The sequence below is a fragment of the Streptomyces sp. 15-116A genome (genome assembly GCF_025290915.1).
GTDB lineage: Bacteria > Actinomycetota > Actinomycetes > Streptomycetales > Streptomycetaceae > Streptomyces.
The window spans coordinates 1-22,374 of record NZ_JAOCQE010000087.1 but is presented as its reverse complement, the minus strand read 5'-3'; the positions used below and the strand labels follow the sequence as shown (position 1 = coordinate 22,374).

Genomic DNA, 22,374 nt, shown 5'->3' with positions numbered 1-22,374 from the left:
CTTCGACCCCGCCAGGGGCTCCGCCCCTGGACCCCGGACCTATGCCCACCCACCACCCGACTCGGTCGGCTGAATGGTGACCGACCGAAGTTCGGGTGGGTGGGGAGGGGGCGGCTTCGGTCAGCTGGGCGTGATCGTCCGGGGTTCGGGTGGGTAGGTGTCGAGGTGTGGGGGTGGGCTACGGGGTTACCACGATCTTGCGGCCCTGGCCGTTGGCGAACTGGGTCAGGGCCTGGGGGTAGGCGGTCAGGGGGATGCGGTCGCTGATGAAGATGTCGGGGTTCAGGACGCCCGTGGCGAAGAGTTCCGCTGCTCGTTCGAAGCTGTGGAGGACGGCCATGGAGCCGGTGATGGTGATCTCCTGGTTGTAGATGCGGTACGGGTCGATCGTGACCCGGGTCGCGTAGTCCGCCACGCCGAACTGGAGGAAGGTGCCGGCCTTGGCCACGCGGTTCAGGCCGTCCTGGATCGCCGCCGCGTTGCCCGTCGCATCGATGACCAGGTCCCAGCCCTGGGGGCGGTCCAGTTCGTCGGCGGTGGTCGCCGAGGAGGAGACGCCCAGCCGGACCGCCGTCTCCAGGCGCGCCGGATTGATGTCCACCATGTCCACGCTCGCCGCGCCCGTGCGCTTGGCGAGCTCCAGCATCATCAGGCCCATCGTGCCCGAGCCGTAGATCAGGACGTGTGCCCCGAGACGGGACCGCAGGACGTCGTAGCCGCGCACCGCGCAGGACAGGGGCTCGATCAGCGCCGCGTCCTCCGTGCGGACGTGGTCGGGCAGCTTGACGCAGTTCGCCACCGGCGCCACCGCGTACTGGGCCGCGCCGCCCGCCGTCGTCACGCCGATCGCCGCCCAGCGTTCGCACAGGTTGTTGTGGCCGGTGCGGCAGTAGCGGCACTCGTAGCAGTAGAGGGACGGATCCACTGCCACGCGGTCGCCGACCGACAGTTCCGTGACCTGGGTGCCCACCCCGACCACCTCGCCCGCGAACTCGTGCCCCGGCACGATCGGCAGCTTCGGGGCGAACTCGCCCTGGAGGATGTGGAGATCGGTGCCGCACAGGCCGCACGCCGCGACCTCCACGATCACCTCCCGCGGTCCCGGCGTCGGGTCCGGGACCTCGGTGACGACGGCGTGGCCCACGGACTCGATGACGGCGGCCTTCATTTCACGGCTCCCAACGACAGGCCCTGGACGAGTTTGTCCTGGGCGGCGAACCCCGCGGCGAGCACCGGCAGGGAGATGACGAGCGACGCGGCGCACACCTTCGCCAGGAACAGGCCCTGGCTGGTGATGAAGCCGGTCAGGAAGACGGGGGCCGTCTCGGCGACGACGCCCGTCAGGACCCGGGCGAAGAGAAGTTCGTTCCAGCTGAAGATGAAGCAGATCAAAGACGTGGCCGCGATGCCGGGGAGGGCGATGGGCGCGACGACGCGAGCGAGGATCGTCGGCAGGCGCGCGCCGTCCACCCGTGCCGCCTCGATGATCGCCACCGGCACCTCCGCGAGGAACGACTGCATCATCCACACCGCGATCGGCAGGTTCATGGAGGTGTAGAGCAGGACCAGCAGCCAGATGTTGTCCAGCAGGCCCGCGTTCTTCGCGAAGAGGTAGATCGGCAGCAGGCCCGCCACCACCGGCAGCATCTTGGTGGAGAGGAAGAAGAACAGGACGTCCGTCCACTTCTTCACCGGGCGGATCGAGAGGGCGTACGCCGCCGGGAGGGCGAGGAGGAGGACCAGCAGCGTCGACGCGAGCGATGCCACCGCCGAGTTGATCAGGGACGGCCACGGGCTCGCGCCGCCGCCCGCGCCGAAGAACTCGCGGTAGCCGTCCAGGGTGAGGGCCGCCGCGAAGGACGGCGGGTTGGTCGCCGCGTCCTCCTCGGAGTGGAAGGACGTCAGCGCCATCCAGGCGATGGGCAGGAAGAAGACGATGCCGGCCAGCCAGGCCAGCAGGCCCAGACCCACGCCGCCCTTGCGACGCACGCGTACGGCGATGCTGCTCATGCGCGGGACACCTCCTCGCGGAACAGGGACGACACCACGCGCAGGGCGAAGGTCGCGATGATGATGGAGCCGATGACGACCAGGACGCCGGCGGCCGAGGCGAGGCCGTTCTCATGGGCCTGGTAGAAGGTCTGGTAGACGGTGTAGGGCAGGTTGGCGGTGCCCAGGCCGCCGGACGTGATCGTGAAGACCGCGTCGAAGTTCTGCACGATGTAGATCGAGCCGAGCAGCGCGCCGAGTTCGAGGTAGCGGCGCAGATGGGGCAGCGTGAGGTGGCGGAAGATCTGCCAGTCGCTCGCCCCGTCGACCCGGGCCGCCTCGATCTGCTGCTGGTCCCGGCTCTGCAGCCCGGCCAGCAGGATCAGCATCATGAACGGCGTCCACTGCCACACGAGCGCGGCTTCCACGGCGAGCAGCGGGGTGCTGGAGATCCAGTCGGGCTGTGGGCCGCCGACGTAGTGCAGCAGGCCGTTGAGCAGGCCGTACTCCGGGTTGTACAGCACGTGCTTCCACAGCAGGGCTGCCGCCACCGGGACGATCAGGAACGGGGCGATGAGCAGGGTGCGGACCACGCCCCGGCCGCGGAAGCGGCGGTCCAGGAGCAGGGCCAGCAGCAGGCCGAGGACCAGGCTGGCGAGGACGACCGCGACGGTCAGGACGATCGTCGTCCAGACGGAGTGGCGCAGGTCCGGGTCGGTGAGGACCTCCTGATAGTTCTCGAGGCCGGCGAAGTGGCGGGCGTCGGGGTAGAGGGAGTTCCAGTCGAAGAACGAGATCACCAGGGTCGCCACGAAGGGCAGCTGGGTGACCACGATCATGAAGACCAGGGCCGGCATCAGCGGGGCGCGGGTGGCCCAGGCGCGCAGCCGCGCGGAGGGGCGGCGGCCGGTGGTGAGCGGTTCCGGGGTGGCCACGGGGGCCGTCGTCGTCGCGGTCATCGTCCCTCGTACTCCTCGGAGATCTCTTCTGCGAGCTGCTGGGACTTCTTCAGGGCCGACTCGACGGACTGGCGTCCGGCGATGGCCGCGCTGATCTCCTGCGAGACCTTGGTGCCGAGGTCGGTGAACTCGGGGATGCCGACGAACTGGATGCCGGGCGCGGGCCGCGGCTGGACGCCGGGGTCCTCGGGCCTGGCCTGTTCGATGGCCTTCTTGGTCATCTCCTGGAAGGCGGCGGCCTCCGCGCGGTAGGCCGGGTTGGCGTAAGTGGAGGCGCGCTTGCCGGCCGGGACGTTCGACCAGCCGATCTGATCGCCGACGAGCTGCTCGTACTCCTTGCTGGACGCCCAGGAGACGAACTTCCAGGCGTCGTCGGCGTTGCGGGAGGCGTTCTGGATGCCCCAGGCCCAGGTGTAGAGCCAGCCGGAGGACTCGGTCTTCTCGACGGGGGCGGGGGCGTAGCCGACCTTGCCCTTGACGGGGGAGTTCGCGGACTCCAGCGAGCCGGCCGCGGAGGTGGCGTCGTACCACATGGCGACCTTGCCCTGGGTCATGTTGTTCAGGCACTCGGCGAAGCCGGCCTGGGCGGCGCCGGACTCGCCGTGCTCGCGGACGAGGTCGACATAGAACGTCGTCGCCTCCTTCCACTCGGGGGAGTCGAGGCGGGCGTTCCAGTCCTGGTCGAACCAGGTGCCACCGAAGGTGTTGACGACGGTGGTGAGAGGCGCCATGACCTCGCCCCAGCCGGGGAGGCCGCGCAGGCAGATGCCCTTCATGCCCGGTTCGGCGCCGTCCACCTCGGCCGCAAGGTCGGCGACCTGCCGCCAGGTGGGGCGGGCGGGCATCTCCAGGCCCTTCGCCGCGAAGACGTCCTTGCGGTACATCAGGAAGGACGACTCGCCGTAGAAGGGCTGGCCGTAGAGCTTGCCGTCCTCGCCGGTGAGGGACTGGCGCATCGGCTTCAGGACGTCCTGCTCGTCGTACGCCGGGTCCTTCGCGACGTAGGAGTTCATCTCCTTCAGCCAGCCGTTCTTGGCGTAGATCGGTATCTCGTAGTTGGACAGGGTGGCCACGTCGTACTGGCCGGCCTGGTTGGCGAAGTCCTGGCTGATCTTGTCGCGGACGTCGTTCTCCGGCAGCACGGTGAAGTTGACCTTGATGCCGGTGTCCTTGGTGAAGTGGGCCGCGGTCAGCTTCTGCAGCTCGACCATCTGCGGGTTGTTGACCATCAGCACGTTGATGGAGTCACCGCCGGATCCGGCCCCGCCCGCTCCGGCCCAGCAGCCGGAGAGCAGCGGGGCGAGCAGCGTCCCTGCGGCGGCCAGGGCGAGCGGGGCTCGCGGTGGCCGTCGTCGTCGGCTCTGGGTACGCATGGATCGCTCCTGGACGTAGAGGGGGTATGGGGAGGATGGGGGCTATCGGGATATATGGGGCGCGGCTGGGTGTGGGGTGCCCATGTCAGGGGTGCGGGAGGGGCCCTTCAGACCCGGATGACCTGCGGCCCGAGGAGGGAGTAGCGGTGGGCCTCGGCCGCCGGGAGCAGGGTGCTGGTGACGATCGCCTCCAGGGCGCCGACCTCGGCGAACCGGCAGAAGCTGACCGCGCCGAACTTGGTGTGCACGCCCGCGAACACGGTGCGGCGGGCGGCCCGGATCGCCTGTGCCTTGACCTCGCTGACCGCCGGGTCGGGGGTGGTCAGGCCGTGTTCGCGGGAGATGCCGTTGGCGCCGATGTACGCGAGGTCGATGACGAAGCCGGAGAGCATCTTCGTCGTCCAGTGGTCGACGGTGGCGAGGGTGCCGGAGCGGACCCGGCCGCCGAGCAGCAGGACGGCGATCGTGCCGGCCTCGGCGAGGAGCCCCGCGACCGGCAGGGAGGCGGTGACGACCGTCAGCTGCCGGTCCCTGGGCAGGGCCTCGGCGATGAGCTGGGGGGTGAAGCCCTCGTCGACGAAGACGGTCTCGGCGTCGCCGAGCAGGTCGGCGGCGGCGGCCGCGATGCGGCGTTTCTCGGGGACGTGGCTGGTGGAGCGGAAGGCGAGGGTCGTCTCGAAGCCGGCGCTCTCCACGGGGTAGGCGCCGCCGTGGGTGCGGCGGACCAGGCCGTGGTCCTCCAGAGCGCGCAGGTCGCGGCGGACGGTCTCCTTGGCGACGCCGAGGTCGGTGGCGAGGGCGGTGACATCGACCGAGCCTGTGGCTCGCGCCATGCGGACGATTTCGCGCTGGCGTTCTTCCGCGGTTCTGGTCATGTCGTCACCCACCCTTGCGCTGCGCTGCCCGTTCGGGCTCGTGAGGGAATTTCTACAGCGAGGGTGTGCGAGTGACCAGGTCTGTTACGGAGGTGATGGTGCCCGGGTGTGCCCGTTCGGGCGTGGGAGTGAGGTGCGGGGGTGGGAGGCGGTTGTGGGTTGGCTGCGGGTGTGTTGTGGCTGGTCGCGCAGTTCCCCGCGCCCCTTGGGGGTGTTGCTGGAGCGTTCGTCGAGTGGTGCCCGGAGAGGTGCGCGGGCGGGCCCGTTTCGTGCCCGCCCGCCTTCTCCCGCGATAATTTCCGGTCAGTACGGCCAGATCGGCGGGTCGGTCACGAAGTGGCCGCCCAGGCAGGCGTGGGCCGGGTTGGCGGGGTCCAGGTCGCCCTGTTCGGCGATGAGTTTCTCGGCGTACGGCTCGGAGTCGTCCTGGGGGTCGTAGCCGAGCGCACGCGCGGAGGTGAGGTCCCACCACAGGCGGGTGTTGGCGGAGGAGCCGTAGACGATGGTGTGGCCGACGTTCTCGGCGGTGAGGGCCGCGTGGAAGAGGCGGGCGCCGTCGGCGGGGCTCATCCACACCGAGAGCATGCGGACGCTGGTCGGCTCGGGGAAGCAGGAGCCGATGCGCACGGAGACGGTCTCCAGGCCGTGCTTGTCCCAGTAGAACTGGGCGAGGTCCTCGCCGAAGGACTTGGACAGGCCGTAGAAGGTGTCGGGGCGGTGCGGGGTTTCGACGGGGATCAGAGGGTCGTCGCCCTGGGGGCGGGGTGTGAAGCCCACCGCGTGGTTCGAGGAGGCGAAGACGATGCGTCCGACGCCTTCCTCGCGGGCCGCCTCGTACAGGTGGTAGGTGCCCTCGATGTTCGCCTTGAGAATCTTCTCGAAAGGGGCTTCCAGGGAGATGCCCGCGAGATGGATGATCGCGTCGACCCCGCGGACCGCCTCGCGCACGGCGTCCTTGTCGGCGAGGTCGGCGACGATCGCGTCCGGCTCGCCGTCGATCGGGCGCAGGTCGAGCAGGCGCAGGTCGTAGCCGTGGTCGGGGAGCAGGTCCCGCATCAGCGTGCCGAGTCCGCCGGCGGCGCCGGTGAGCAGAACGGTACGGGGAGCGGGCATCCTCGGGTCTCCTTGCCTCGCCTGTCGTGCACAACCTGTCGTGCATATGTCTGCACGGCATTCATATGCGTGGACACGCTACGGAGTGGTGGCCAAGGTCGTCAAGGGTTGCCGTCCGTGGCGGAATGGTGAAATCCGCTGGTGCGGCGCGGGTTGGTGTGCTTGACCGGCCTCCCGGCGGGGTCTTAGCGTGGTGCCGTTCAGAAATATAGACGCCAATCATGCATATGGACCAGGGAGAGCTTGTGACCCCAGCCCCTCTCGCCGCCAGGCTCAGTATCCCCAGCGGGCCGCTGTTCTTCCCGGTCACCGCCTACGGACCCGACGGCACCGTCGACCTCGACGTCTTCCGCCTCCATGTGCGCCGCGGCGTGGAGGCCGGGGCCGCCGCCGTGTTCGCCTGCTGCGGCACCGGGGAGTTCCACGCGCTCACCCCCGAGGAGTTCCAGGCCTGCGTGCGGGCGGCCGTGGAGGCGGCCGAGGGACGCGTCCCGGTGGTCGCCGGCGCGGGCTACGGCACCGCCCTCGCCGTGCACTACGCCCGGCTCGCCGAGCGGGCCGGCGCCGACGGGCTGCTCGCCCTGCCGCCCTACCTGGTCCGCGCCCCTCAGCACGGTCTGCTGCGGCACTACCGGGACCTCGCCGCCGCCACCGGCCTGCCGGTCATCGTGTACCAGCGCGACAACGCCCTCTTCACGCCCGACACCGTGGTCGAACTGGCTCGCGTCGACGGCATCATCGGGCTCAAGGACGGCCTCGGCGACCTCGACCTGATGCAGCGCATCGTCAGCGCCCAGCGCACCGAGGCCCCCGGCGACTTCCTGTACTTCAACGGGCTCCCCACCGCCGAACTGACCCAGCCCGCCTACCGCGGTCTCGGCGTCACCCTCTACTCCTCCGCCGTCTTCTGCTTCGCCCCCGACGTCGCCCTCGCCTGCCACCGCGCCCTCCACACCGGCGACGAGGCCACCGTCCGGCGCCTGCTCGACGGCTTCTACCGGCCCTTCGCCGAACTGCGCGCCCAGGGCGCCGGTTACGCCGTCTCGCTCGTCAAGGCCGGTGTACGGCTGCGCGGGCTCGACGTCGGCGAGGTCCGGCCGCCGCTCGCCGAACCCGCCGAGGACCATGTCAAACAACTCGCTCAGCTGATCGAGCGGGGACAGGCGCTGATCGAGGAGGACATGTGAGAGCGTCGGCCTTCGTCTACCCCTGGGACGTCAACGGCGACCCCGAGGCCCCCGCCCGGATCGCCGGGCTCGGCGTGGCCCAGGTGACGCTCGCCTCCGCCTACCACTCCACGCGCGCGCTGACCCCGCGCCACCCGCGGCACCGCGTCGTCACCGCCGAGTACGCGGCCGTGCTGTATCCGCCGGGGCCGCGCTGGTCCGGGCGCATGCTGCGCCCGTACCCGGCGGGCGACTGGGCACCCGGCGACGCGTTCGGCGAGGCCGCGGACGCTCTCGCGCGTGCCGGTCTCGAGGTGCACACCTGGGTCGTACTGGCGCACAACTCGCGGCTCGGGGCGGAGCATCCGGACACCTCGGTGGTCAACGCCTACGGTGACCGCTACCCGTGGGCGCCGTGCATCGCGCAGCCCGCCACGCGCGCGTACCTCGTCGATCTGGCCGTGGAGGCGGCGGTACGGCCCGGGGCACGCGGCACTGAGCTGGAGTCGCTGGGCTGGTACGGGCTGGCCCATCTGCACGCCCACGACAAGACGGGCGGGGTCGGGCTGGGGGATGCCGGGCAGTACCTGATGTCGCTGTGCTTCTGCCCTGCCTGCCGGGATGGGTACGGCGAGCAGGGGCTCGACCCGGAGGAGCTGGCCGGGGGCGTCCGGGCCGCGCTGGAACCCGTGTGGCGAGGGGCGCCGTCCGACGGGGGCTGGGCGGGGGTCGAGAAGCTGCTCGGGGCGGAGCGGGCTGATGGCACGCGGGCGTGGCGTGATGCGACGGCGCGCTCGCTTCAGGAAGCGGCCGTGAGGGCCGTGCGGGAGGCCGCGCCTGAAGGGTTCCGGGTGTTGTTGCACGCGGATCCGGTGTCGTATCACTGCGGGGCGAATGCGGGGGTTGATCCTGGGCACATTTTGGGTGTGGCGGATGGGGTCGTTGTGCCGTGTACGGGGGGTGCGGGGTTGGTTGTGCCGTTTGCCCGGGAGGCTCGGGAGGGGGCTGTGATCGCGGCGAACTTCACTGTTGTCTCCGGGATGGGGGGTAGTCCGGGGACGTTGGCGGAGGATGCGGGGGAGGCTCGGCGGTTGGGGGCTACGGAACTGCGGCTGTATCACGCCGGGTTGGCTTCGGACGGGGACCTGGATGCGGTGAGAGTGGGGTTGCGTCGTTGTTGACTGCGGGTGCGTGGGGGCTGGTCGCGCAGTTCCCCGCGCCCCTAGGTGGGGATGGGCGTCCTTGCCCCCATAGCCAGCCTCGTTGCCGTCACCAGCAAGGTGAGTCCGGTGACCGTCAACAGCAGCCTGTGGTCGGTCAGTTCCACCAACGCCGCGCCTGCCGCCAGCCCCACCACATTCGGTGTGAACACCACCGTATTGGCCGTCGCCGTCACCCTGCCCAGCAGTGCGGCCGGGGTTTCGCGCTGCACTGCCGTCAGCGTGGCGATCAGGACCGCCGGCAGGCCCGCCCCGATCGCCGCGCTGCTCGCCAGTGCCACGGTGTCGTCGGGGACCGCGCGGAGTGCCACCGCGATGGCCAGCAGGGCCATGCCGTACGCCGCGAAACGGCGTTCGCCCAGGTGCCGTAGCGCTGGGCCCGAGCACAGGCCGATCGCCACCGAGCCGGCGCCCTGCACCGCGTACAGCACGCCCGCGTACGCGGGGGAGTGGCCGAGGTCCTCGACGACGGCGTAGGTCAGCGCGCCGCTCAGGCCCGCGCACAGCATCGTCATGCCGCCGGACAGGGCCAGGGGGCGCAGCACGGGGTGCGAGCGGAGGTACCGGACACCCTCGGTGGTCTGGCCGCGCCTGCCCCCGGCCGGGGGTGCGGGGCGTTCCTCGCGGACCCGCAGGCCGGCGTACAGCACCGTGGCGGCGAGGAAGGTGAGCGAGTCCAGGAGGGCGACGCTCGCTCCGCCGTACGCCGCGTAGATGCCCGCGCCGGCGAGGGGGGCCAGCAGTTTCATGCCCTCGGTGGCCGTCATGCGCAGTCCGTTGAAGTCGCCGAGCAGGGAGCGGTCCACGGCGGTCGCCACCAGCGCCGACTCGGCCGCGTCGTGGACCACGCCCGCCGCGCCGTACACGAACAGCACCGCGAACAGCAGCCACACCGCCCCCGGCGAGTCCACCGTGAACAGGGTGAGCAGCAGCGCGGCCAGCAGCAGGTTCGTGCCGATCAGCAGCGGCTTGCGGCGCACCCGGTCGGCCAGGGTGCCCAGGAGCGGGCCGGCCAGGGTGGGGGCCCACATGGCGAGCATGCACAGGGCGGCGAGTCCGTCCGAGCCGGTGAGGTCCTTGACCCATACGCCGGACGCCAGCCAGAGCGCGGAGGTGCCGAAGCCGGAGACCACGACTCCGGCGAGGTAGAGACCGGCGTTGCGATCGCTCAGGACGCGCACCACGGTCCACTTCGTCATCGTCTCCATGCCTGGTCATCGTGGGGCTAAGGACCGGGTGTACGGATCCGGCAGGTGCCTTAGACGCGGGGCTGCCGGGCGATGAGTTTCCGGGCCGGGATCGGTCTTCCTTCCAGGACCCGGAGACTCTCTGTGAGGAGCACCCCATGACCGACACCGACGCCGTTCTCGACCTCGGACCGCAGACGCAGGTCGTCGCCCGGCTCGCCGAGGGCGTCACCGACGAACAGCTGGAGGACCGGACGCCCTGCCCGGAGTACCGGGTGCGCCATCTCCTCGGGCATCTGCTCGGGCTGTCCGTGGCCTTCCGGGACGCCGGCCGCAAGGATCTGGGGCCGACCACCGACACCAGCCCCGAGGCCGCCGTGCCCGACGTCGGTCCGGGGTGGCGCGAGGAGCTGCCCAAGGTGCTCGCGGAGCTCGCCGAGGCGTGGCGGGACCCGGCCGCCTGGACCGGGATGACCCGGGCGGGCGGGGTGGATCTGCCGGGGGAGGTGGCCGCTGCCGTCGCCGTGGATGAGCTGGTCATTCATGGCTGGGATCTGGCCCGTGCCACGGGGCAGAGCTACGAGCCGGATCCCACCGCGCTCCAGATGGCGCACGACTTCCTGGCCGCCGCCGCGGCCGAGGGCGACCGGGGCGGGGGCATCTTCGGGCCCGTCGTGCCGGTCGCACCCGAGGCGCCGCTGCTCGACCGGGCCGTCGGACTCAGCGGGAGGGATCCGCACTGGGGCTGAGCAGGCGGCGTAGAAAACGCTTGCTGTTTCTTTGTCCGAAGCATTGACGAAACACAGGGGCGCTCTTACGGTCATCGCGTCGTACTTCGTACGTCATATATGAGACGCGATACGCGAGATCCGAGAGGCGCGCATGACCTCTGTGCCCACGCCGATCCCCTCCCGCACGCAGTACGTGCTGGAGGAGATCAAACGCCGCATCCTCACCGGGCAGTTGACGCCCGGCCAGGCCCTGGTCGAGACCGAGCTCGCCGCTCAGTTCGGGGTGTCCAAGACCCCGGTGCGCGAGGCGCTCAAGACCCTGGCCGGCACCGGTCTGGTGGTGATGAGCCAGTACAAGGGCGTCACGGTGCGCATGGTCGACGCGGACATGGCGCGCGAGGTCTACGACGTGCGACTGCTCCTCGAACCCGAGGCCCTCAAGCGCGCGGTGCGGCGCGGCGCCTCCCTGGACGCCGCCCGTGACGCCCTGACCCGCGCCGACGAGGCCACCGACACCGCCGAACGCTCCCTCGCCAACCGGGAGTTCCACCGCGCCCTCTACCTGCCGTGCGGCAACCCGCTGCTCGGCCGGATGCTCGACGAGGTCCGTGACCAGGCCGCCCTCGTCTCCGCCGTCGCCTGGGCCGCCGACCCCTCCTGGGAGCAGGAGGCCAGCGAGCACCGCGAGATCCTGCGGCTCGCCCTCGGCGGCGACGCGGACGGCGCGGCGCGCGCCCTGCACTCCCACATCGCGTCGTTCGTGCGGCGGGCCTTCCCCGAGGCGGACATCGACACCCCCGAGGCCCCGGAGTCCCGGGCCGCCCACCAGGCCCAGGAAGAAGGCGGTCAGGCATGACGGCGACGTTCGAGACCCAGCGGGCCGCCCTGGCCGACGTGGTGGCCATCCCGGTGACCCCGTTCGCCGAGGACGGCTCCGTCGACCCCGTCACCTACCGGGCCCTGCTGCGGCGCCTGATCGACGGCGGCATCACCACCCTCACCCCCAACGGCAACACCGGCGAGTTCTACGCCCTCACCCCCGAGGAGCGCCGGCTGGTCACCGAGCTGACCGTCGAGGAGGCCGGGGAGGGTTCGGCGATCCTGGTCGGTGTCGGACACGATGTGCCCACCGCGGTCGCCTCCGCGCGGCACGCGCGTGAGCTGGGCGCGCAGATGGTGATGGTGCATCAGCCCGTCCACCCCTATGTCTCGCAGAGCGGCTGGGTCGACTACCACCGCGCCATCGCCGAGGCCGTGCCCGAGCTCGGCGTCGTCCCCTACCTCCGCAACGCCCAGCTCACCGGCGCCCGTCTCGCCGAACTCGCCGACGCCTGCCCCAATGTCATCGGCGTGAAGTACGCGGTGCCGGACGCGGCGCGGTTCGCCGCCTTCGCGCGGGACGCGGGGCTCGACCGGTTCGTGTGGGTGGCGGGGCTCGCCGAGCCGTACGCGCCGTCGTACTTCTCGGCGGGCGCCACCGGCTTCACGTCCGGGCTCGTCAACGTCGCCCCGTCCGTCTCGCTGAACATGATCGAGGCGCTGCGCGCGGGGGACTACCCGGCCGCCATGAAGGTCTGGGAGCAGATCCGCCGCTTCGAGGAACTGCGCGCCGCCAACGGCTCCGCCAACAACGTCACCGTCGTCAAGGAGGCCCTCGCCTCCCTCGGGCTGTGCCGCCGCGAGGTGCGCCCGCCGAGCAAGCCGCTGCCGGAGAACGAGCGCGCCGAGGTCGCCGCCATCGCCGCGGGGTGGTCCATATGAGCGCCCCCCGCAAGCCCCCGGAGGAGCTGCGCAGCCACCAGTGGTACGGCACCGACGGGCTGCGGTCCTTCAGTCACCGCGCCCGCACCCGCCAGCTCGGCTATCTGCCCGAGGAGCACCTGGGCAAGCCGGTCATCGCGATCCTCAACACCTGGTCCGACATCAACCCCTGCCACGTCCATCTGCGCGACCGCGCCCAGGCGGTGAAGCGGGGCGTGTGGCAGGCGGGCGGCTTCCCGCTGGAGTTCCCGGTCTCCACGCTCAGCGAGACCTTCCAGAAGCCGACCCCCATGCTCTACCGCAACCTCCTCGCGATGGAGACCGAGGAGCTGCTGCGGTCCTACCCCGTCGACGGGGCCGTGCTGATGGGCGGCTGCGACAAGTCCACGCCGGCCCTGCTGATGGGCGCCGCCACGGTGGACCTGCCGACGGTGTTCGTGCCCGCCGGGCCCATGCTGCCCGGTCACTGGCGGGGCGAGACCCTCGGCTCCGGCACCGACATGTGGAAGTACTGGGACGACAAGCGGGCCGGGCTCATCGGCGACTGCGAGATGCAGGAGCTGGAGAGCGGGCTCGCCCGCTCGCCCGGTCACTGCATGACCATGGGTACGGCGTCCACGCTCACCGCCGCCGCCGAAGCCCTGGGCGTGACGATCCCCGGTGCGTCCAGCATCCCGGCCGTCGACTCCGGGCACGACCGGATGGCCGCCGCGGCCGGACTGCGGATCGTCGAACTGGTCCACCGGGACCGCAAGCTGAGCGACATCCTCACCGCCGAGGCGTTCGAGGACGCGGTCACCACCGTCCTCGGCCTGGGCGGCTCCACCAACGCCGTGATCCATCTGATCGCCATGGCCGGCCGCGCCGGGGTGCGGCTCAGCCTCGACGACTTCGACCGCATCGCCCGCACCGTTCCCGTGCTCGCCAACGTACGGCCCGGCGGACAGACGTATCTGATGGAGGACTTCCACTTCGCGGGCGGACTGCCCGGGTTCCTCTCCCGGATCACCGACCTGCTCCACCTGGACCGGCCGACCGTCTCCCACGACACGCTGCGCGAGCAGCTCGACGGCGCGCTCGTGCACAACGACGACGTCATCCGCACCCGCGACAACCCGGTCGCGAGCGAGGGCGGGGTCGCCGTGCTGCGCGGCAACCTCTGCCCGGACGGCGCCGTCATCAAGCACATCGCCGCCGAGCCGCACCTGCTCAAGCACACCGGCCCCGCGGTCGTCTTCGACGACTACCGGACCATGCAGCGCACCATCAACGACCCGTCCCTCGGCATCACCGCCGACAGCGTGCTGGTGCTGCGCAACGCCGGCCCCAAGGGCGGTCCCGGCATGCCCGAGTACGGCATGCTGCCCATCCCCGACCACCTGCTCAAGCAGGGCGTACGCGACATGGTGCGGATCTCCGACGCCCGGATGAGCGGCACCAGTTACGGCGCATGTGTTCTCCACGTCGCCCCCGAGTCGTACGTCGGCGGACCGCTCGCCCTGGTGCGCACCGGGGACCTGATCACCCTCGACGTCGAGGGCCGCACCCTGCACCTCGACGTGGACGACGAGGAGCTGGAGCGTCGCAGGGCGGAGTGGACACCGCCGCCTGTGCGCTACGAGCGCGGCTACGGCGCCCTCTACCTCGACCAGATCACCCAGGCCGACACCGGCTGCGACTTCGAGTTCCTCGCCCGGCCCGGCCGGGTGCAGGACCCGTACGCCGGCTGACCCGCACTACCCCAAAGAGCCCGGCTCACCGCCTTAGAAAGCGCTTCCCCCAGCACCACCCCGCACCGCCCCGCACGACGTACCCAGAACGGAGAACAGTCATGGCCCAAGCCGCAGCCGTGGCGAAACCGCCCGCGCCACCCCGGCGGCGCCGTGCCTCCGCCACGCCCCGCAGGCTCCCGTACCTGCTGATCGGTCCCGCCGCCCTGCTGATGCTGGGCTTCATCGCCTACCCGGTCATCAGCGTCTTCTACTACAGCCTGCAGAACTACAACCCCACCAAGCCCTGGCGGAACGGCTATGCGGGCTTCGACAACTTCGTCCACGCCTTCACCGAGGACCCGATCTTCTGGGACACCCTCGTCTTCAGCGCCAAGTGGGTCGTCGTCGAGGTCAGCCTCCAGCTGCTGTTCGGCCTGGCGCTGGCCCTCATCGTCAACCAGACCTTCGTCGGCCGGGCCATCGGCCGCGCCCTGGTCTTCTCGCCCTGGGCCGTCTCCGGCGTGCTGACCTCCGCGATCTGGGTGCTGCTCTACAACTCCCAGACCGGCATCACCCGTTACCTCGCGGACATGGGCATCGGCTCCTACGGCACGAGCTGGCTGTCGGACACCGGCACCGTGTTCTGGGCCGCGATCGTCGCCGACCTGTGGCGCGGGGTGCCGTTCTTCGCGATCCTCATCCTCGCCGACCTCCAGTCCGTCTCGAAGGACCTCTACGAGGCCGCCGAGGTCGACGGGGCCAGCCGGATCAAGCAGTTCTGGCACATCACGCTGCCCCATCTGAAGGACGCCATCATCCTGTCCACGCTGCTGCGCGCGGTGTGGGAGTTCAACAACGTCGACCTGCTCTACACCCTGACCGGCGGCGGACCCGCGGGCGAGACCACGACCCTGCCGCTGTACATCGCCAACACCTCCGTCGACGCCCACAACTTCGGCTACGCGTCGGCCCTCACCACGGTCGCGTTCGTGATTCTGCTCTTCTGCTCGATCGTCTATCTGCGGCTGAGCAAGTTCGGAGGCGAAAGCAAGTGATCACCGAAGAGGCCGTCCCGGCCGCCCCCGCCCCCGCGCACGCCGCCCCCGCAGCGCCCCGCCCGGCGAAGAAGAGGCACCGGGCCTGGGACGAGGCGCCCCGCTGGCAGATCTACCTCCCCCTCGGCATCTACCTGCTGTTCACCCTGATCCCCTTCTACTGGATCCTGCTCTTCGCGCTCCGCCCGGCCGGCTCGACCTCGCTGGTGCCCTGGCCGATGACCTTCGAGCACTTCGAGAAGGTGTGGACGGACCGGTCCTTCGGCACGTTCTTCTACAACAGCGTGCTGGTCGGCGTCGCCACCCTGGTCATGACCACCCTGGTCGCCCTGGCCGGCGGCTACGCCCTCGCCCGGTTCGACTTCAGGATCAAGCGGGCGTTCATGCTGGCGCTGCTGTGCTCCCAGTTCGTGCCGGGCGCGCTGCTGCTGGTGCCGCTGTTCGAGATCTTCGCCGAACTGCAGATGATCAACTCCCTCGGCAGCGTCATCATCGCCGAGACGGTGTTCCAGCTGCCGCTGTCGATGATCCTGATCAGCAACTTCATCAAGAACGTGCCGTACTCCCTGGAGGAGGCCGCCTGGGTCGACGGCTGCAACCGGATGCGGGCCTTCCGGGTGGTGGTCCTGCCGCTGCTGCGGCCCGGACTGATCGCAGTCGGCTCCTTCGCCTTCGTGCACTCCTGGAACCACTTCCTGTTCGCCCTGATGTTCCTCAACAACCAGGAGAAGCAGACCATCCCGGTCGGCCTGAACACCCTGATGAGCGCCGACAGCGTCGACCTCGGCGCGCTGGCCGCGGGCGGCATCATCGCCGCCGTCCCCGTGGTCGTGGTCTTCGCCTTCATCCAGAAGTGGCTCATCACCGGCTTCAGCGCGGGGGCGGTGAAGGGATGAGCAAGCGCCCGTCCACCGCACTCACCACCCCCGTCCCCGTCGTCCTCGCCGGTGCGCGCGGCCACGGCCGCTGGCACGTCGAGAACATCCGGCGCCTTCAGGCCGAGGGGCTCGTACGCCTCGTCGGCATCTGCGAGCTCACCCCGCTCACCGAGGAGGAGTTCGGCGGCGAACTCCCCGCACAGTCGGACGACTTCGGGGCGCTGCTGGACTCCACCGGCGCCCGGGTCGCGGTGATCTGCACCCCGATCCCCACCCACACCGACCTCGCGCTCACCGCCGCCCGGCGCGGCGTGCACCTCCTGCTGGAGAAGCCCCCGGCACCGTCGTACGCCGAGTTCCGGCGGATGGCCGACGGGGTGGCCGAGGCGGGGGTCGCCTGCCAGATCGGCTTCCAGTCGCTGGGCTCGCACGCCGTGCCCGCGATCCGCGACCTGGTCGCCGAGGGCGCCATCGGAAACCTGGTCGGCATCGGCGGGGCCGGGGCCTGGGTGCGCACCGAGGACTACTTCCGCCGGGCACCCTGGGCGGGCCGGCGCCGGCTGAACGGCGTCGACGTGATCGACGGGGCGCTCACCAACCCCCTCGCCCACGCCGTCGCCACCGCCCTCGCCCTCGGCGGCAGCACCCGTGCCGAGGACGTCACCCGCATCGAGACCGAGCTGCTGCGCGCGAACGACATCGAGTCCGACGACACCTCCTGCGTCCGTGTCACCACCGCCCAGGGCCGGCCGGTCACCGTCGCCGCGACCCTGTGCGCCGAGCGCGCCGACGAACCGTACGTCCTGGTGCACGGCAGCAGCGGACGGATCACCTTCTGGTACAAGCAGGACCGGGTGCTGCTGCAACGCGCCGGCCACGGTCCGCAGGAGTTCGAGTACGGCCGCACCGACCTGCTGGAGAACCTCGTCGCCCATCTCACCACCGGCGCCGGCCTCCTCGTCACCCCGGACGAGACGGGCGCCTTCATGAAGGTCGTCGAGGCGATCCGGCAGGCCCCCGACCCGGACCCGCTGCCCGCCGGCACCTGGCACCGCGTCCCCGGCGAGAACCGGCGCGTCGTCCACGGCATCGACGGACTCGTCGCGGCCGCCGCCGACACCCTGTCCCTCTACTCCGAGCTGGGCGCCCCCTGGACGCGCCGCAGCCGGCAGCTGCCGAAGGCGGTGAGCACCCGATGACCGGCATCGACTCCACGGTCCTGCGCGTCGCGGGCCGGCCGGTCGGCCGATACGTCATCCGGCCCGAGCTGCCCACGCGGCTCTCCCCGCGCCCGTATCTGCACCCCGTCACCACCCTGGCCGGCACGGCGGTCACCGAGCTGAGCCCCGCCGACCACACCCACCACCTCGGCGTCGGTGTCGCCGTTCCCGACGTCGAGGGGCACAACTTCTGGGGCGGACGCACCTACGTCCGCGACCAGGGCCCCACCGAGCTCGACAACCACGGCTCCCAGCGCCACACGGCCTTCCAGCTGCGTGACCCCGACGGATTCGTCGAGGAGCTGCGCTGGGTCGCCGCCCCCGGCGAGCTGCTGCGCGAGCGCCGCACGGTCGCCGCCACCGCCCTCACCGACACCGCCTGGGCCCTGGATCTCACCTTCTCCCTCACCAACGTCACAAGGGAGCCGCTCACCATCGGCAGCCCCGCCACCAACGGGCGCCCCGGCGCCGCGTACGGCGGCTTCTTCTGGCGGGCCCGCAAGGAGGAGACCGCAGCGGACGTCTTCACCGCCGGCACCGAGGGCGAGAGCGAGGTGCACGGCCGCACCGCCGACTGGATCGCGCTGGCCGGCTCCACCTGGACGCTGGTCTTCGCCGGCGCCACCGAGGCGACCCGCCGCGACCCCTGGTTCGTGCGCACCGCCGAATACCCGGGCGTCGGCTCCTCCCTCGCCCACGACGCCCGGCTGCCCGTCCCGCCCGGCGAGACCGTCGTCCGCCGGATCGTCACCGTCGTCGCCGACGGCCGCCTCGGCCGGGACGACGCGGCGGCCCTCGTGCGCAAGGCGGTGAGCCCGTGAGTGCCGAGACCTACACGAACCCCATCCTGAACGCCGACTGGTCCGACCCGGACGTCGTCCGCGTCGGCGACGACTTCTATCTGACCGCCTCCAGCTTCGGCCGCGCCCCCGGACTGCCCCTGCTGCACTCCCGCGACCTGGTCAACTGGACGCTCGTCGGGCACGCCCTGGAACGCCTCGAACCGGCGGGCGAGTTCACCGCGCCGCGCCACGACTGCGGCGTCTGGGCGCCCTCGATCCGGTACCACGACGACCGGTTCTGGATCTTCTGGGGCGACCCCGACCAGGGCATCTTCCAGGTCAACGCCCCCGATATCAGGGGACCCTGGACCCGCCCGCACCTGGTCAAGGCCGGCAAGGGCCTCATCGACCCGTGCCCGCTGTGGGACGACGAGACCGGCGAGGCCTACCTCGTGCACGCCTGGGCCAGGTCCCGCTCCGGCCTCAAGAACCGCCTCACCGGCCACCGGATGCATCCGCACGGCACCGAACTCCTCGACGAGGGCAAGGTGATCGTCGACGCCGACCGCATCCCCGGCTGGTTCACCCTGGAGGGCCCCAAGCTCTACCGCCACGACGGCTGGTTCTGGATCCTGGCGCCCGCCGGGGGAGTGGAGACCGGCTGGCAGGGCGCCTTCCGCGCACGTGAGTTCTTCGGGCCGTACGAGGAGAAGGTCGTCCTGGAGCAGAAGGACACCGACGTCAACGGGCCGCACCAGGGCGGCTGGGTGCGCACCCCGTCCGGCGAGGACTGGTTCCTGCACTTCCAGCAGCGCGGGGCGTACGGCAGGGTCGTCCATCTCCAGCCGATGCGGTGGGGGGCTGGGGGCACCTCCCGCTCATGGGGGTGCCCCCGCGCGAGCGAAGTCGAGCGTGGGGGAGAAGCCGAGAGTGGGGGAGGCTGGCCGGTGATCGGGGACGACGGAGCCCCCGTGACCGAGCACCGCCGACCCGGCCTGCCGCCGCAGCCGCCCGCCGCGCCCGCCACCGACGACGACTTCCCCGGCGGACGCCACGGCCGGCAGTGGCAGTGGACGGCCAACCCCCAGGACGGCTGGACCACCCAGCACTCCGGCGACGGCCTCCGGCTCGGCTGCGTCCGCTCGGCCGACGCGCACGACCTGCGGAAACTGCCCCACGTCCTCACCCAGCGGCTGCCCGGCATGCCCTGCACCGTGGAGGTGGAGCTGCGGCTCGACAGCGAGGAGCCCGGGGCGCGGGCCGGGCTCGCGGTCCTCGGGGACGCGTTCTCCTGGATCGGGCTTCAGCGCGGCGAGGACGGCGCCGTGCAGCTGGTGCACCGGTTCGCGGAGGCGGTCGCCATGGGGGCACCTCCCACGCCTTCAGGGCAGTGGGGGAGGGAACGGGACGCGGATCACCCGCGGCCGGCCCCCGAGGGACGGGCCCGGCTGCGGATCGACATCGGCGCCGGGGCGCGCTGCCGCTTCTCGTGCGACACCGGGGACGGCTTCCGTCCCTCGGGGCTGGTCTTCGCCGCCACGCCGTGGCGCTGGGTGGGTGCGCTGCTCGGTCTGTTCGCCGTCGCGCCCGCCGGTCAGGGACACGCCGGTGCGGCGACGTTCACGCAGTTCAGGATCATCGCTTCGTAATTCCCTTTCTCTGTAAGCCCGTTGGGAGCCGCAATGACGCAACTCCGAGGCAAGCGCTTGCCGATGCCGGGACCGGACGCCGGTCCGGGGCGGGGCAAGGTGGTGGCCGCGGTGCTCGGTCTCGTGACCGCGCTGGGGCTGGGAGTGGTGGGGTCGGCCGAGGCGGTGCCCGCAGTGGGGGATGCGGTGGGGGACACGGGGCACGCGGGGCACCGCTGGAGCGACACTCCGCACGGGTTCGCCTCGCTCGCCGGGGGCACGAGCGGTGGCGCGGGCGGCGAGGTCGTCACCGTCACCGACCAGGCGTCCCTGCAGCGGTACGCGGCGGCCGAGGAGCCGTACGTCATCCGCGTCCAGGGCACGATCACCGCGCAGCCGTTCGGCGCGAACATCACCGTCGCCTCCGACAAGACGATCGTCGGCGTCGGCACGAGCGGTGAGCTGGTGCAGGGCGAGTTCCATCTGAAGCCCGGCACCCACAACGTGATCATCCGCAATCTGACGATCCGCGACTCCGCGATCGAGGGCAACTGGGACTGCAAGGACACCGACTTCGACGGCGTGCAGATGGACACGGTCCACCACGTGTGGATCGACCACAACCGCTTCTCGAACCTCTGCGACGGCCAGCTCGACATCCGCAAGGACAGCGAGTACGTGACCGTCTCCTACAACCGGTTCACCGACAACAACAAGACCTTCGGCATCGGCTGGACGGACAACGTCCGCACCCAGATCACCATCGACCACAACTGGTTCGCCAACACCAAGCAGCGCAACCCGTCCGTGGACAACGTGGCCTACGCCCACCTCTACAACAACTACCTGACCGCCCAGACCGACCCCGGCGACCCCGTGTGGACGTACGGGAACTGGGCGCGCGGAAAGACCCGCATGGTCATCGAGAACAGCTACTACCGGGACGTCCAGCACCCCTACCAGGCCGACGCGACGGCCGAACTGGTGGAGCGCGGTTCGATCACCGTGAACACCAGCGGCCGCCACGACGAGTGGGGCGACGCATTCGACCCACGGGACTTCTACGCCTACCGGCTCGATCCGGCGCCCGCCGTACCGGCGTTGGTGAAGCGGTTCTCCGGTCCGCAGGCGCGGATCGCCGGCACGTCCACCTACTGACCCCATCATCATCCGAAGAAAGAGCCGACCGATGAAGAACAGCAACGACAGAAGCAGCACAGGCAGGCGCCGCGTCTCCGCCGCCGTCGCCCTGGGCGCCGTGCTCGCGCTGACCGCCACCGCCTGTGGTGACGACGGCAGCGGGGCGGGCGGTGACAAGGGCGCCGAGGGCAGCGGCAAGGGCAAGATCGTCTTCTGGGACAACAACGGCGGTGTCCGCACCGAGATCTGGAAGGAGATCATCGCCGACTTCGAGAAGGCCAACCCGGACATCGACGTCGAGTACGTCGGGATCGCCTCCACCGAGTACCAGTCCAAGGTCGACACCGCCATCCAGGGCGGCGGCCTGCCCGACGTCGGTGGCGTCGGCGCGGCGATGCTCGCAGGCTTCGCCGCGCAGAAGGCGCTCGACCCGCTGGACGACCGGCTGGACAAGTCACCGCTGAACGGCAAGCTCAACAAGGACATGGTCGAGTCGCTGCGGGCGGCCGGCGGCGGTGACGACAAGCTCTACTCGCTGCCGACCTCCGCGAACAACGGTGTCCTGTACTACCGGACCGACCTGTTCAAGAAGGCGGGTCTCGAGGAGCCGACCACCTGGGACCGCTTCTACGAGGCCGCCGAGAAGCTGACGAACAAGGGCAAGAACGAGTTCGGCTACACCATCCGCGGCGGCGCCGGTTCCATCGCCCAGGCGCTGGACGCGATGTACGGGCAGTCCGGCATCACGTCGTTCTGGGACTCCACGGGCAAGAAGACCACGGTCAACGACCCGAAGAACGTCGAGGCGCTGGAGAAGTACGCGGGCCTCTACAAGAAGGTCACTCCCGCGGCCGACCTGAACAACGACTTCACCAAGATGGTCGCGCAGTGGGACTCCGGCACGATCGGCATGCTGAACCACAACCTCGGGTCGTACCAGGACCATGTGAAGGCGCTGGGCACGGAGAAGTTCCGCGGCATTCCGCAGCCTACGGGGCCCGGTGGCAAGCGGGTTCAGGTGTCCAACCCGGTGGACGGGCTCGGGCTGTTCAAGAGCTCGAAGAACAAGGAGGCCGCCTGGAAGTTCATCGAGTACGCGACGTCGCACGAGGCGAACTCGAAGTTCAACGAGTCGGCGGGGCAGGTGCCGGCGAACGCGGATGCGGCGAAGGATCCGTGGATTCAGAAGGCGGAGCCGACGAAGTTGGCTGCGGATGCGCTGAGTGATGGCTCTACGAGCATTGTTCAGTTGCCGTACTACCTGCCGGACTGGAACACGATTTCCAAGGCGGACAATGAGCCGAACTTCCAGAAGGTGCTCAATGGGGACTTGAGTGCGAAGGACTTTCTGGACACGCTGGCTGAGCAGTTGAATGAGGCTCAGGCGGAGTGGGATCAGCAGATGGGGTGAAGTGCGGTTCCACCGGGGGCGGCCCGTTGTTCGCGGACCGCGGGCCGTCCCTGGCTGGGCGCGCAGTTCCCCGCGCCCCTAGGCCCTGTCGTCAAATTCCCGCCTGCCTGGCGACGCCATGCACGCTCCCCCACTGCCTTAAGGGCGTGGGAGGTGCCCCCACTCGCCGCACCG

General features: G+C 70.7%; 20 protein-coding genes. 13 read left to right on the top strand and 7 right to left on the bottom strand.

The genetic code is table 11. The features are described 5' to 3' along the window. Window positions 1-178: 178 nt before the first annotated feature. The 6 genes from N4P33_RS16645 to N4P33_RS16620 form a co-directional block, all read right to left on the bottom strand. Complete coding sequence (locus N4P33_RS16645; protein WP_260827403.1) at window positions 179-1,168, bottom strand: zinc-dependent alcohol dehydrogenase family protein; 990 nt, start codon at window positions 1,166-1,168, stop codon at window positions 179-181. Then, entirely contained in the window at window positions 1,165-2,010 is an 846-nt protein-coding gene (locus N4P33_RS16640) for a carbohydrate ABC transporter permease (protein ID WP_260827402.1), read from the bottom strand. Before N4P33_RS16640 ends, N4P33_RS16645 begins: the two co-directional genes overlap by 4 nt. Then, window positions 2,007-2,948 (bottom strand): carbohydrate ABC transporter permease, encoded by a 942-nt coding sequence (locus N4P33_RS16635; protein WP_260827401.1) that lies wholly within the window; start codon window positions 2,946-2,948, stop codon window positions 2,007-2,009. Before N4P33_RS16635 ends, N4P33_RS16640 begins: the two co-directional genes overlap by 4 nt. Then, a complete protein-coding gene (locus N4P33_RS16630; protein WP_260827400.1) occupies window positions 2,945-4,321 on the bottom strand; it encodes a sugar ABC transporter substrate-binding protein in 1,377 nt (458 codons plus the stop codon). The genes N4P33_RS16635 and N4P33_RS16630 overlap by 4 nt, the downstream gene beginning before the upstream one ends. Window positions 4,322-4,428: 107 nt before the next feature. Further along, complete coding sequence (locus N4P33_RS16625) at window positions 4,429-5,196, bottom strand: DeoR/GlpR family DNA-binding transcription regulator (protein ID WP_260827399.1); 768 nt, start codon at window positions 5,194-5,196, stop codon at window positions 4,429-4,431. A 303-nt stretch (window positions 5,197-5,499) separates the two neighbouring features. After that, the gene (locus N4P33_RS16620; RefSeq protein WP_260827398.1) at window positions 5,500-6,309 is read right to left on the bottom strand and encodes an NAD(P)-dependent oxidoreductase; all 810 of its coding nucleotides are present in this window, start codon (window positions 6,307-6,309) and stop codon (window positions 5,500-5,502) included. A gap of 245 nt (window positions 6,310-6,554) precedes the next feature. Here N4P33_RS16620 and N4P33_RS16615 point away from each other — a divergent pair, with 245 nt between their 5' ends. Further along, window positions 6,555-7,496 (top strand): 5-dehydro-4-deoxyglucarate dehydratase, encoded by a 942-nt coding sequence (locus N4P33_RS16615; RefSeq protein ID WP_260827397.1) that lies wholly within the window; start codon window positions 6,555-6,557, stop codon window positions 7,494-7,496. Beyond that, window positions 7,493-8,656 carry a hypothetical protein gene (locus N4P33_RS16610; RefSeq protein WP_260827396.1) on the top strand — a complete coding sequence of 388 codons (1,164 nt, stop codon included), beginning with the start codon at window positions 7,493-7,495 and terminating at the stop codon, window positions 8,654-8,656. The genes N4P33_RS16615 and N4P33_RS16610 overlap by 4 nt, the downstream gene beginning before the upstream one ends. Before the next feature lie 41 nt (window positions 8,657-8,697). Here N4P33_RS16610 and N4P33_RS16605 read toward each other — a convergent pair whose 3' ends face one another. Beyond that, window positions 8,698-9,903, bottom strand: a complete 1,206-nt coding sequence (locus N4P33_RS16605) for an MFS transporter (protein WP_260827395.1) — start codon at window positions 9,901-9,903, stop codon at window positions 8,698-8,700. A gap of 137 nt (window positions 9,904-10,040) precedes the next feature. Here N4P33_RS16605 and N4P33_RS16600 point away from each other — a divergent pair, with 137 nt between their 5' ends. The 11 genes from N4P33_RS16600 (at window position 10,041) to N4P33_RS16550 (ending at window position 22,200) form a co-directional block, all read left to right on the top strand. Then, window positions 10,041-10,631 carry a TIGR03086 family metal-binding protein gene (locus N4P33_RS16600; RefSeq protein WP_260827394.1) on the top strand — a complete coding sequence of 197 codons (591 nt, stop codon included), beginning with the start codon at window positions 10,041-10,043 and terminating at the stop codon, window positions 10,629-10,631. 133 nt (window positions 10,632-10,764) lie between these two features. Next, window positions 10,765-11,469, top strand: a complete 705-nt coding sequence (locus N4P33_RS16595) for a GntR family transcriptional regulator (protein WP_260827393.1) — start codon at window positions 10,765-10,767, stop codon at window positions 11,467-11,469. Then, a complete protein-coding gene (locus N4P33_RS16590; RefSeq protein ID WP_260827392.1) occupies window positions 11,466-12,374 on the top strand; it encodes a dihydrodipicolinate synthase family protein in 909 nt (302 codons plus the stop codon). Before N4P33_RS16595 ends, N4P33_RS16590 begins: the two co-directional genes overlap by 4 nt. Then, a complete protein-coding gene (gene araD, locus N4P33_RS16585) occupies window positions 12,371-14,104 on the top strand; it encodes an L-arabinonate dehydratase (protein WP_260827391.1) in 1,734 nt (577 codons plus the stop codon). Before N4P33_RS16590 ends, araD begins: the two co-directional genes overlap by 4 nt. 101 nt (window positions 14,105-14,205) lie before the next feature. Then, the gene (locus tag N4P33_RS16580; protein WP_260827390.1) at window positions 14,206-15,141 is read left to right on the top strand and encodes a carbohydrate ABC transporter permease; all 936 of its coding nucleotides are present in this window, start codon (window positions 14,206-14,208) and stop codon (window positions 15,139-15,141) included. Beyond that, on the top strand, window positions 15,138-16,037 hold the full coding sequence (locus tag N4P33_RS16575) for a carbohydrate ABC transporter permease (protein WP_260827389.1): 900 nt from the start codon (window positions 15,138-15,140) through the stop codon (window positions 16,035-16,037). Before N4P33_RS16580 ends, N4P33_RS16575 begins: the two co-directional genes overlap by 4 nt. After that, window positions 16,034-17,218, top strand: a complete 1,185-nt coding sequence (locus tag N4P33_RS16570) for a Gfo/Idh/MocA family protein (RefSeq protein ID WP_260827388.1) — start codon at window positions 16,034-16,036, stop codon at window positions 17,216-17,218. Before N4P33_RS16575 ends, N4P33_RS16570 begins: the two co-directional genes overlap by 4 nt. Beyond that, window positions 17,215-18,060: a PmoA family protein gene (locus tag N4P33_RS16565; RefSeq protein ID WP_260827387.1), complete on the top strand. Its 846-nt coding sequence runs from the start codon at window positions 17,215-17,217 to the stop codon at window positions 18,058-18,060. The genes N4P33_RS16570 and N4P33_RS16565 overlap by 4 nt, the downstream gene beginning before the upstream one ends. Further along, window positions 18,057-19,670, top strand: a complete 1,614-nt coding sequence (locus N4P33_RS16560; protein WP_260827386.1) for a glycoside hydrolase 43 family protein — start codon at window positions 18,057-18,059, stop codon at window positions 19,668-19,670. Before N4P33_RS16565 ends, N4P33_RS16560 begins: the two co-directional genes overlap by 4 nt. Window positions 19,671-19,703: 33 nt before the next feature. Then, on the top strand, window positions 19,704-20,807 hold the full coding sequence (locus tag N4P33_RS16555; protein ID WP_260827385.1) for a polysaccharide lyase family 1 protein: 1,104 nt from the start codon (window positions 19,704-19,706) through the stop codon (window positions 20,805-20,807). Between the two features lie 31 nt (window positions 20,808-20,838). Beyond that, window positions 20,839-22,200 carry a sugar ABC transporter substrate-binding protein gene (locus N4P33_RS16550; RefSeq protein ID WP_260827384.1) on the top strand — a complete coding sequence of 454 codons (1,362 nt, stop codon included), beginning with the start codon at window positions 20,839-20,841 and terminating at the stop codon, window positions 22,198-22,200. The last annotated feature ends 174 nt before the right edge of the window (window positions 22,201-22,374 follow it).

What these genes read in the sequence shown, in the direction of transcription:
- N4P33_RS16645 (WP_260827403.1), bottom strand. Translation starts at nt 1,168, where the DNA reads ATGAAGGCCGCCGTCATCGAGTCCGTGGGCCACGCCGTCGTCACCGAG.
- N4P33_RS16640 (WP_260827402.1), bottom strand. Translation starts at nt 2,010, where the DNA reads ATGAGCAGCATCGCCGTACGCGTGCGTCGCAAGGGCGGCGTGGGTCTG.
- N4P33_RS16635 (WP_260827401.1), bottom strand. Translation starts at nt 2,948, where the DNA reads ATGACCGCGACGACGACGGCCCCCGTGGCCACCCCGGAACCGCTCACC.
- N4P33_RS16630 (WP_260827400.1), bottom strand. Translation starts at nt 4,321, where the DNA reads ATGCGTACCCAGAGCCGACGACGACGGCCACCGCGAGCCCCGCTCGCC.
- N4P33_RS16625 (WP_260827399.1), bottom strand. Translation starts at nt 5,196, where the DNA reads ATGACCAGAACCGCGGAAGAACGCCAGCGCGAAATCGTCCGCATGGCG.
- N4P33_RS16620 (WP_260827398.1), bottom strand. Translation starts at nt 6,309, where the DNA reads ATGCCCGCTCCCCGTACCGTTCTGCTCACCGGCGCCGCCGGCGGACTC.
- N4P33_RS16605 (WP_260827395.1), bottom strand. Translation starts at nt 9,903, where the DNA reads ATGGAGACGATGACGAAGTGGACCGTGGTGCGCGTCCTGAGCGATCGC.
- N4P33_RS16600 (WP_260827394.1), top strand. Translation starts at nt 10,041, where the DNA reads ATGACCGACACCGACGCCGTTCTCGACCTCGGACCGCAGACGCAGGTC.
- N4P33_RS16595 (WP_260827393.1), top strand. Translation starts at nt 10,765, where the DNA reads ATGACCTCTGTGCCCACGCCGATCCCCTCCCGCACGCAGTACGTGCTG.
- N4P33_RS16590 (WP_260827392.1), top strand. Translation starts at nt 11,466, where the DNA reads ATGACGGCGACGTTCGAGACCCAGCGGGCCGCCCTGGCCGACGTGGTG.
- araD (WP_260827391.1), top strand. Translation starts at nt 12,371, where the DNA reads ATGAGCGCCCCCCGCAAGCCCCCGGAGGAGCTGCGCAGCCACCAGTGG.
- N4P33_RS16580 (WP_260827390.1), top strand. Translation starts at nt 14,206, where the DNA reads ATGGCCCAAGCCGCAGCCGTGGCGAAACCGCCCGCGCCACCCCGGCGG.
- N4P33_RS16570 (WP_260827388.1), top strand. Translation starts at nt 16,034, where the DNA reads ATGAGCAAGCGCCCGTCCACCGCACTCACCACCCCCGTCCCCGTCGTC.
- N4P33_RS16565 (WP_260827387.1), top strand. Translation starts at nt 17,215, where the DNA reads ATGACCGGCATCGACTCCACGGTCCTGCGCGTCGCGGGCCGGCCGGTC.
- N4P33_RS16555 (WP_260827385.1), top strand. Translation starts at nt 19,704, where the DNA reads ATGACGCAACTCCGAGGCAAGCGCTTGCCGATGCCGGGACCGGACGCC.
- N4P33_RS16550 (WP_260827384.1), top strand. Translation starts at nt 20,839, where the DNA reads ATGAAGAACAGCAACGACAGAAGCAGCACAGGCAGGCGCCGCGTCTCC.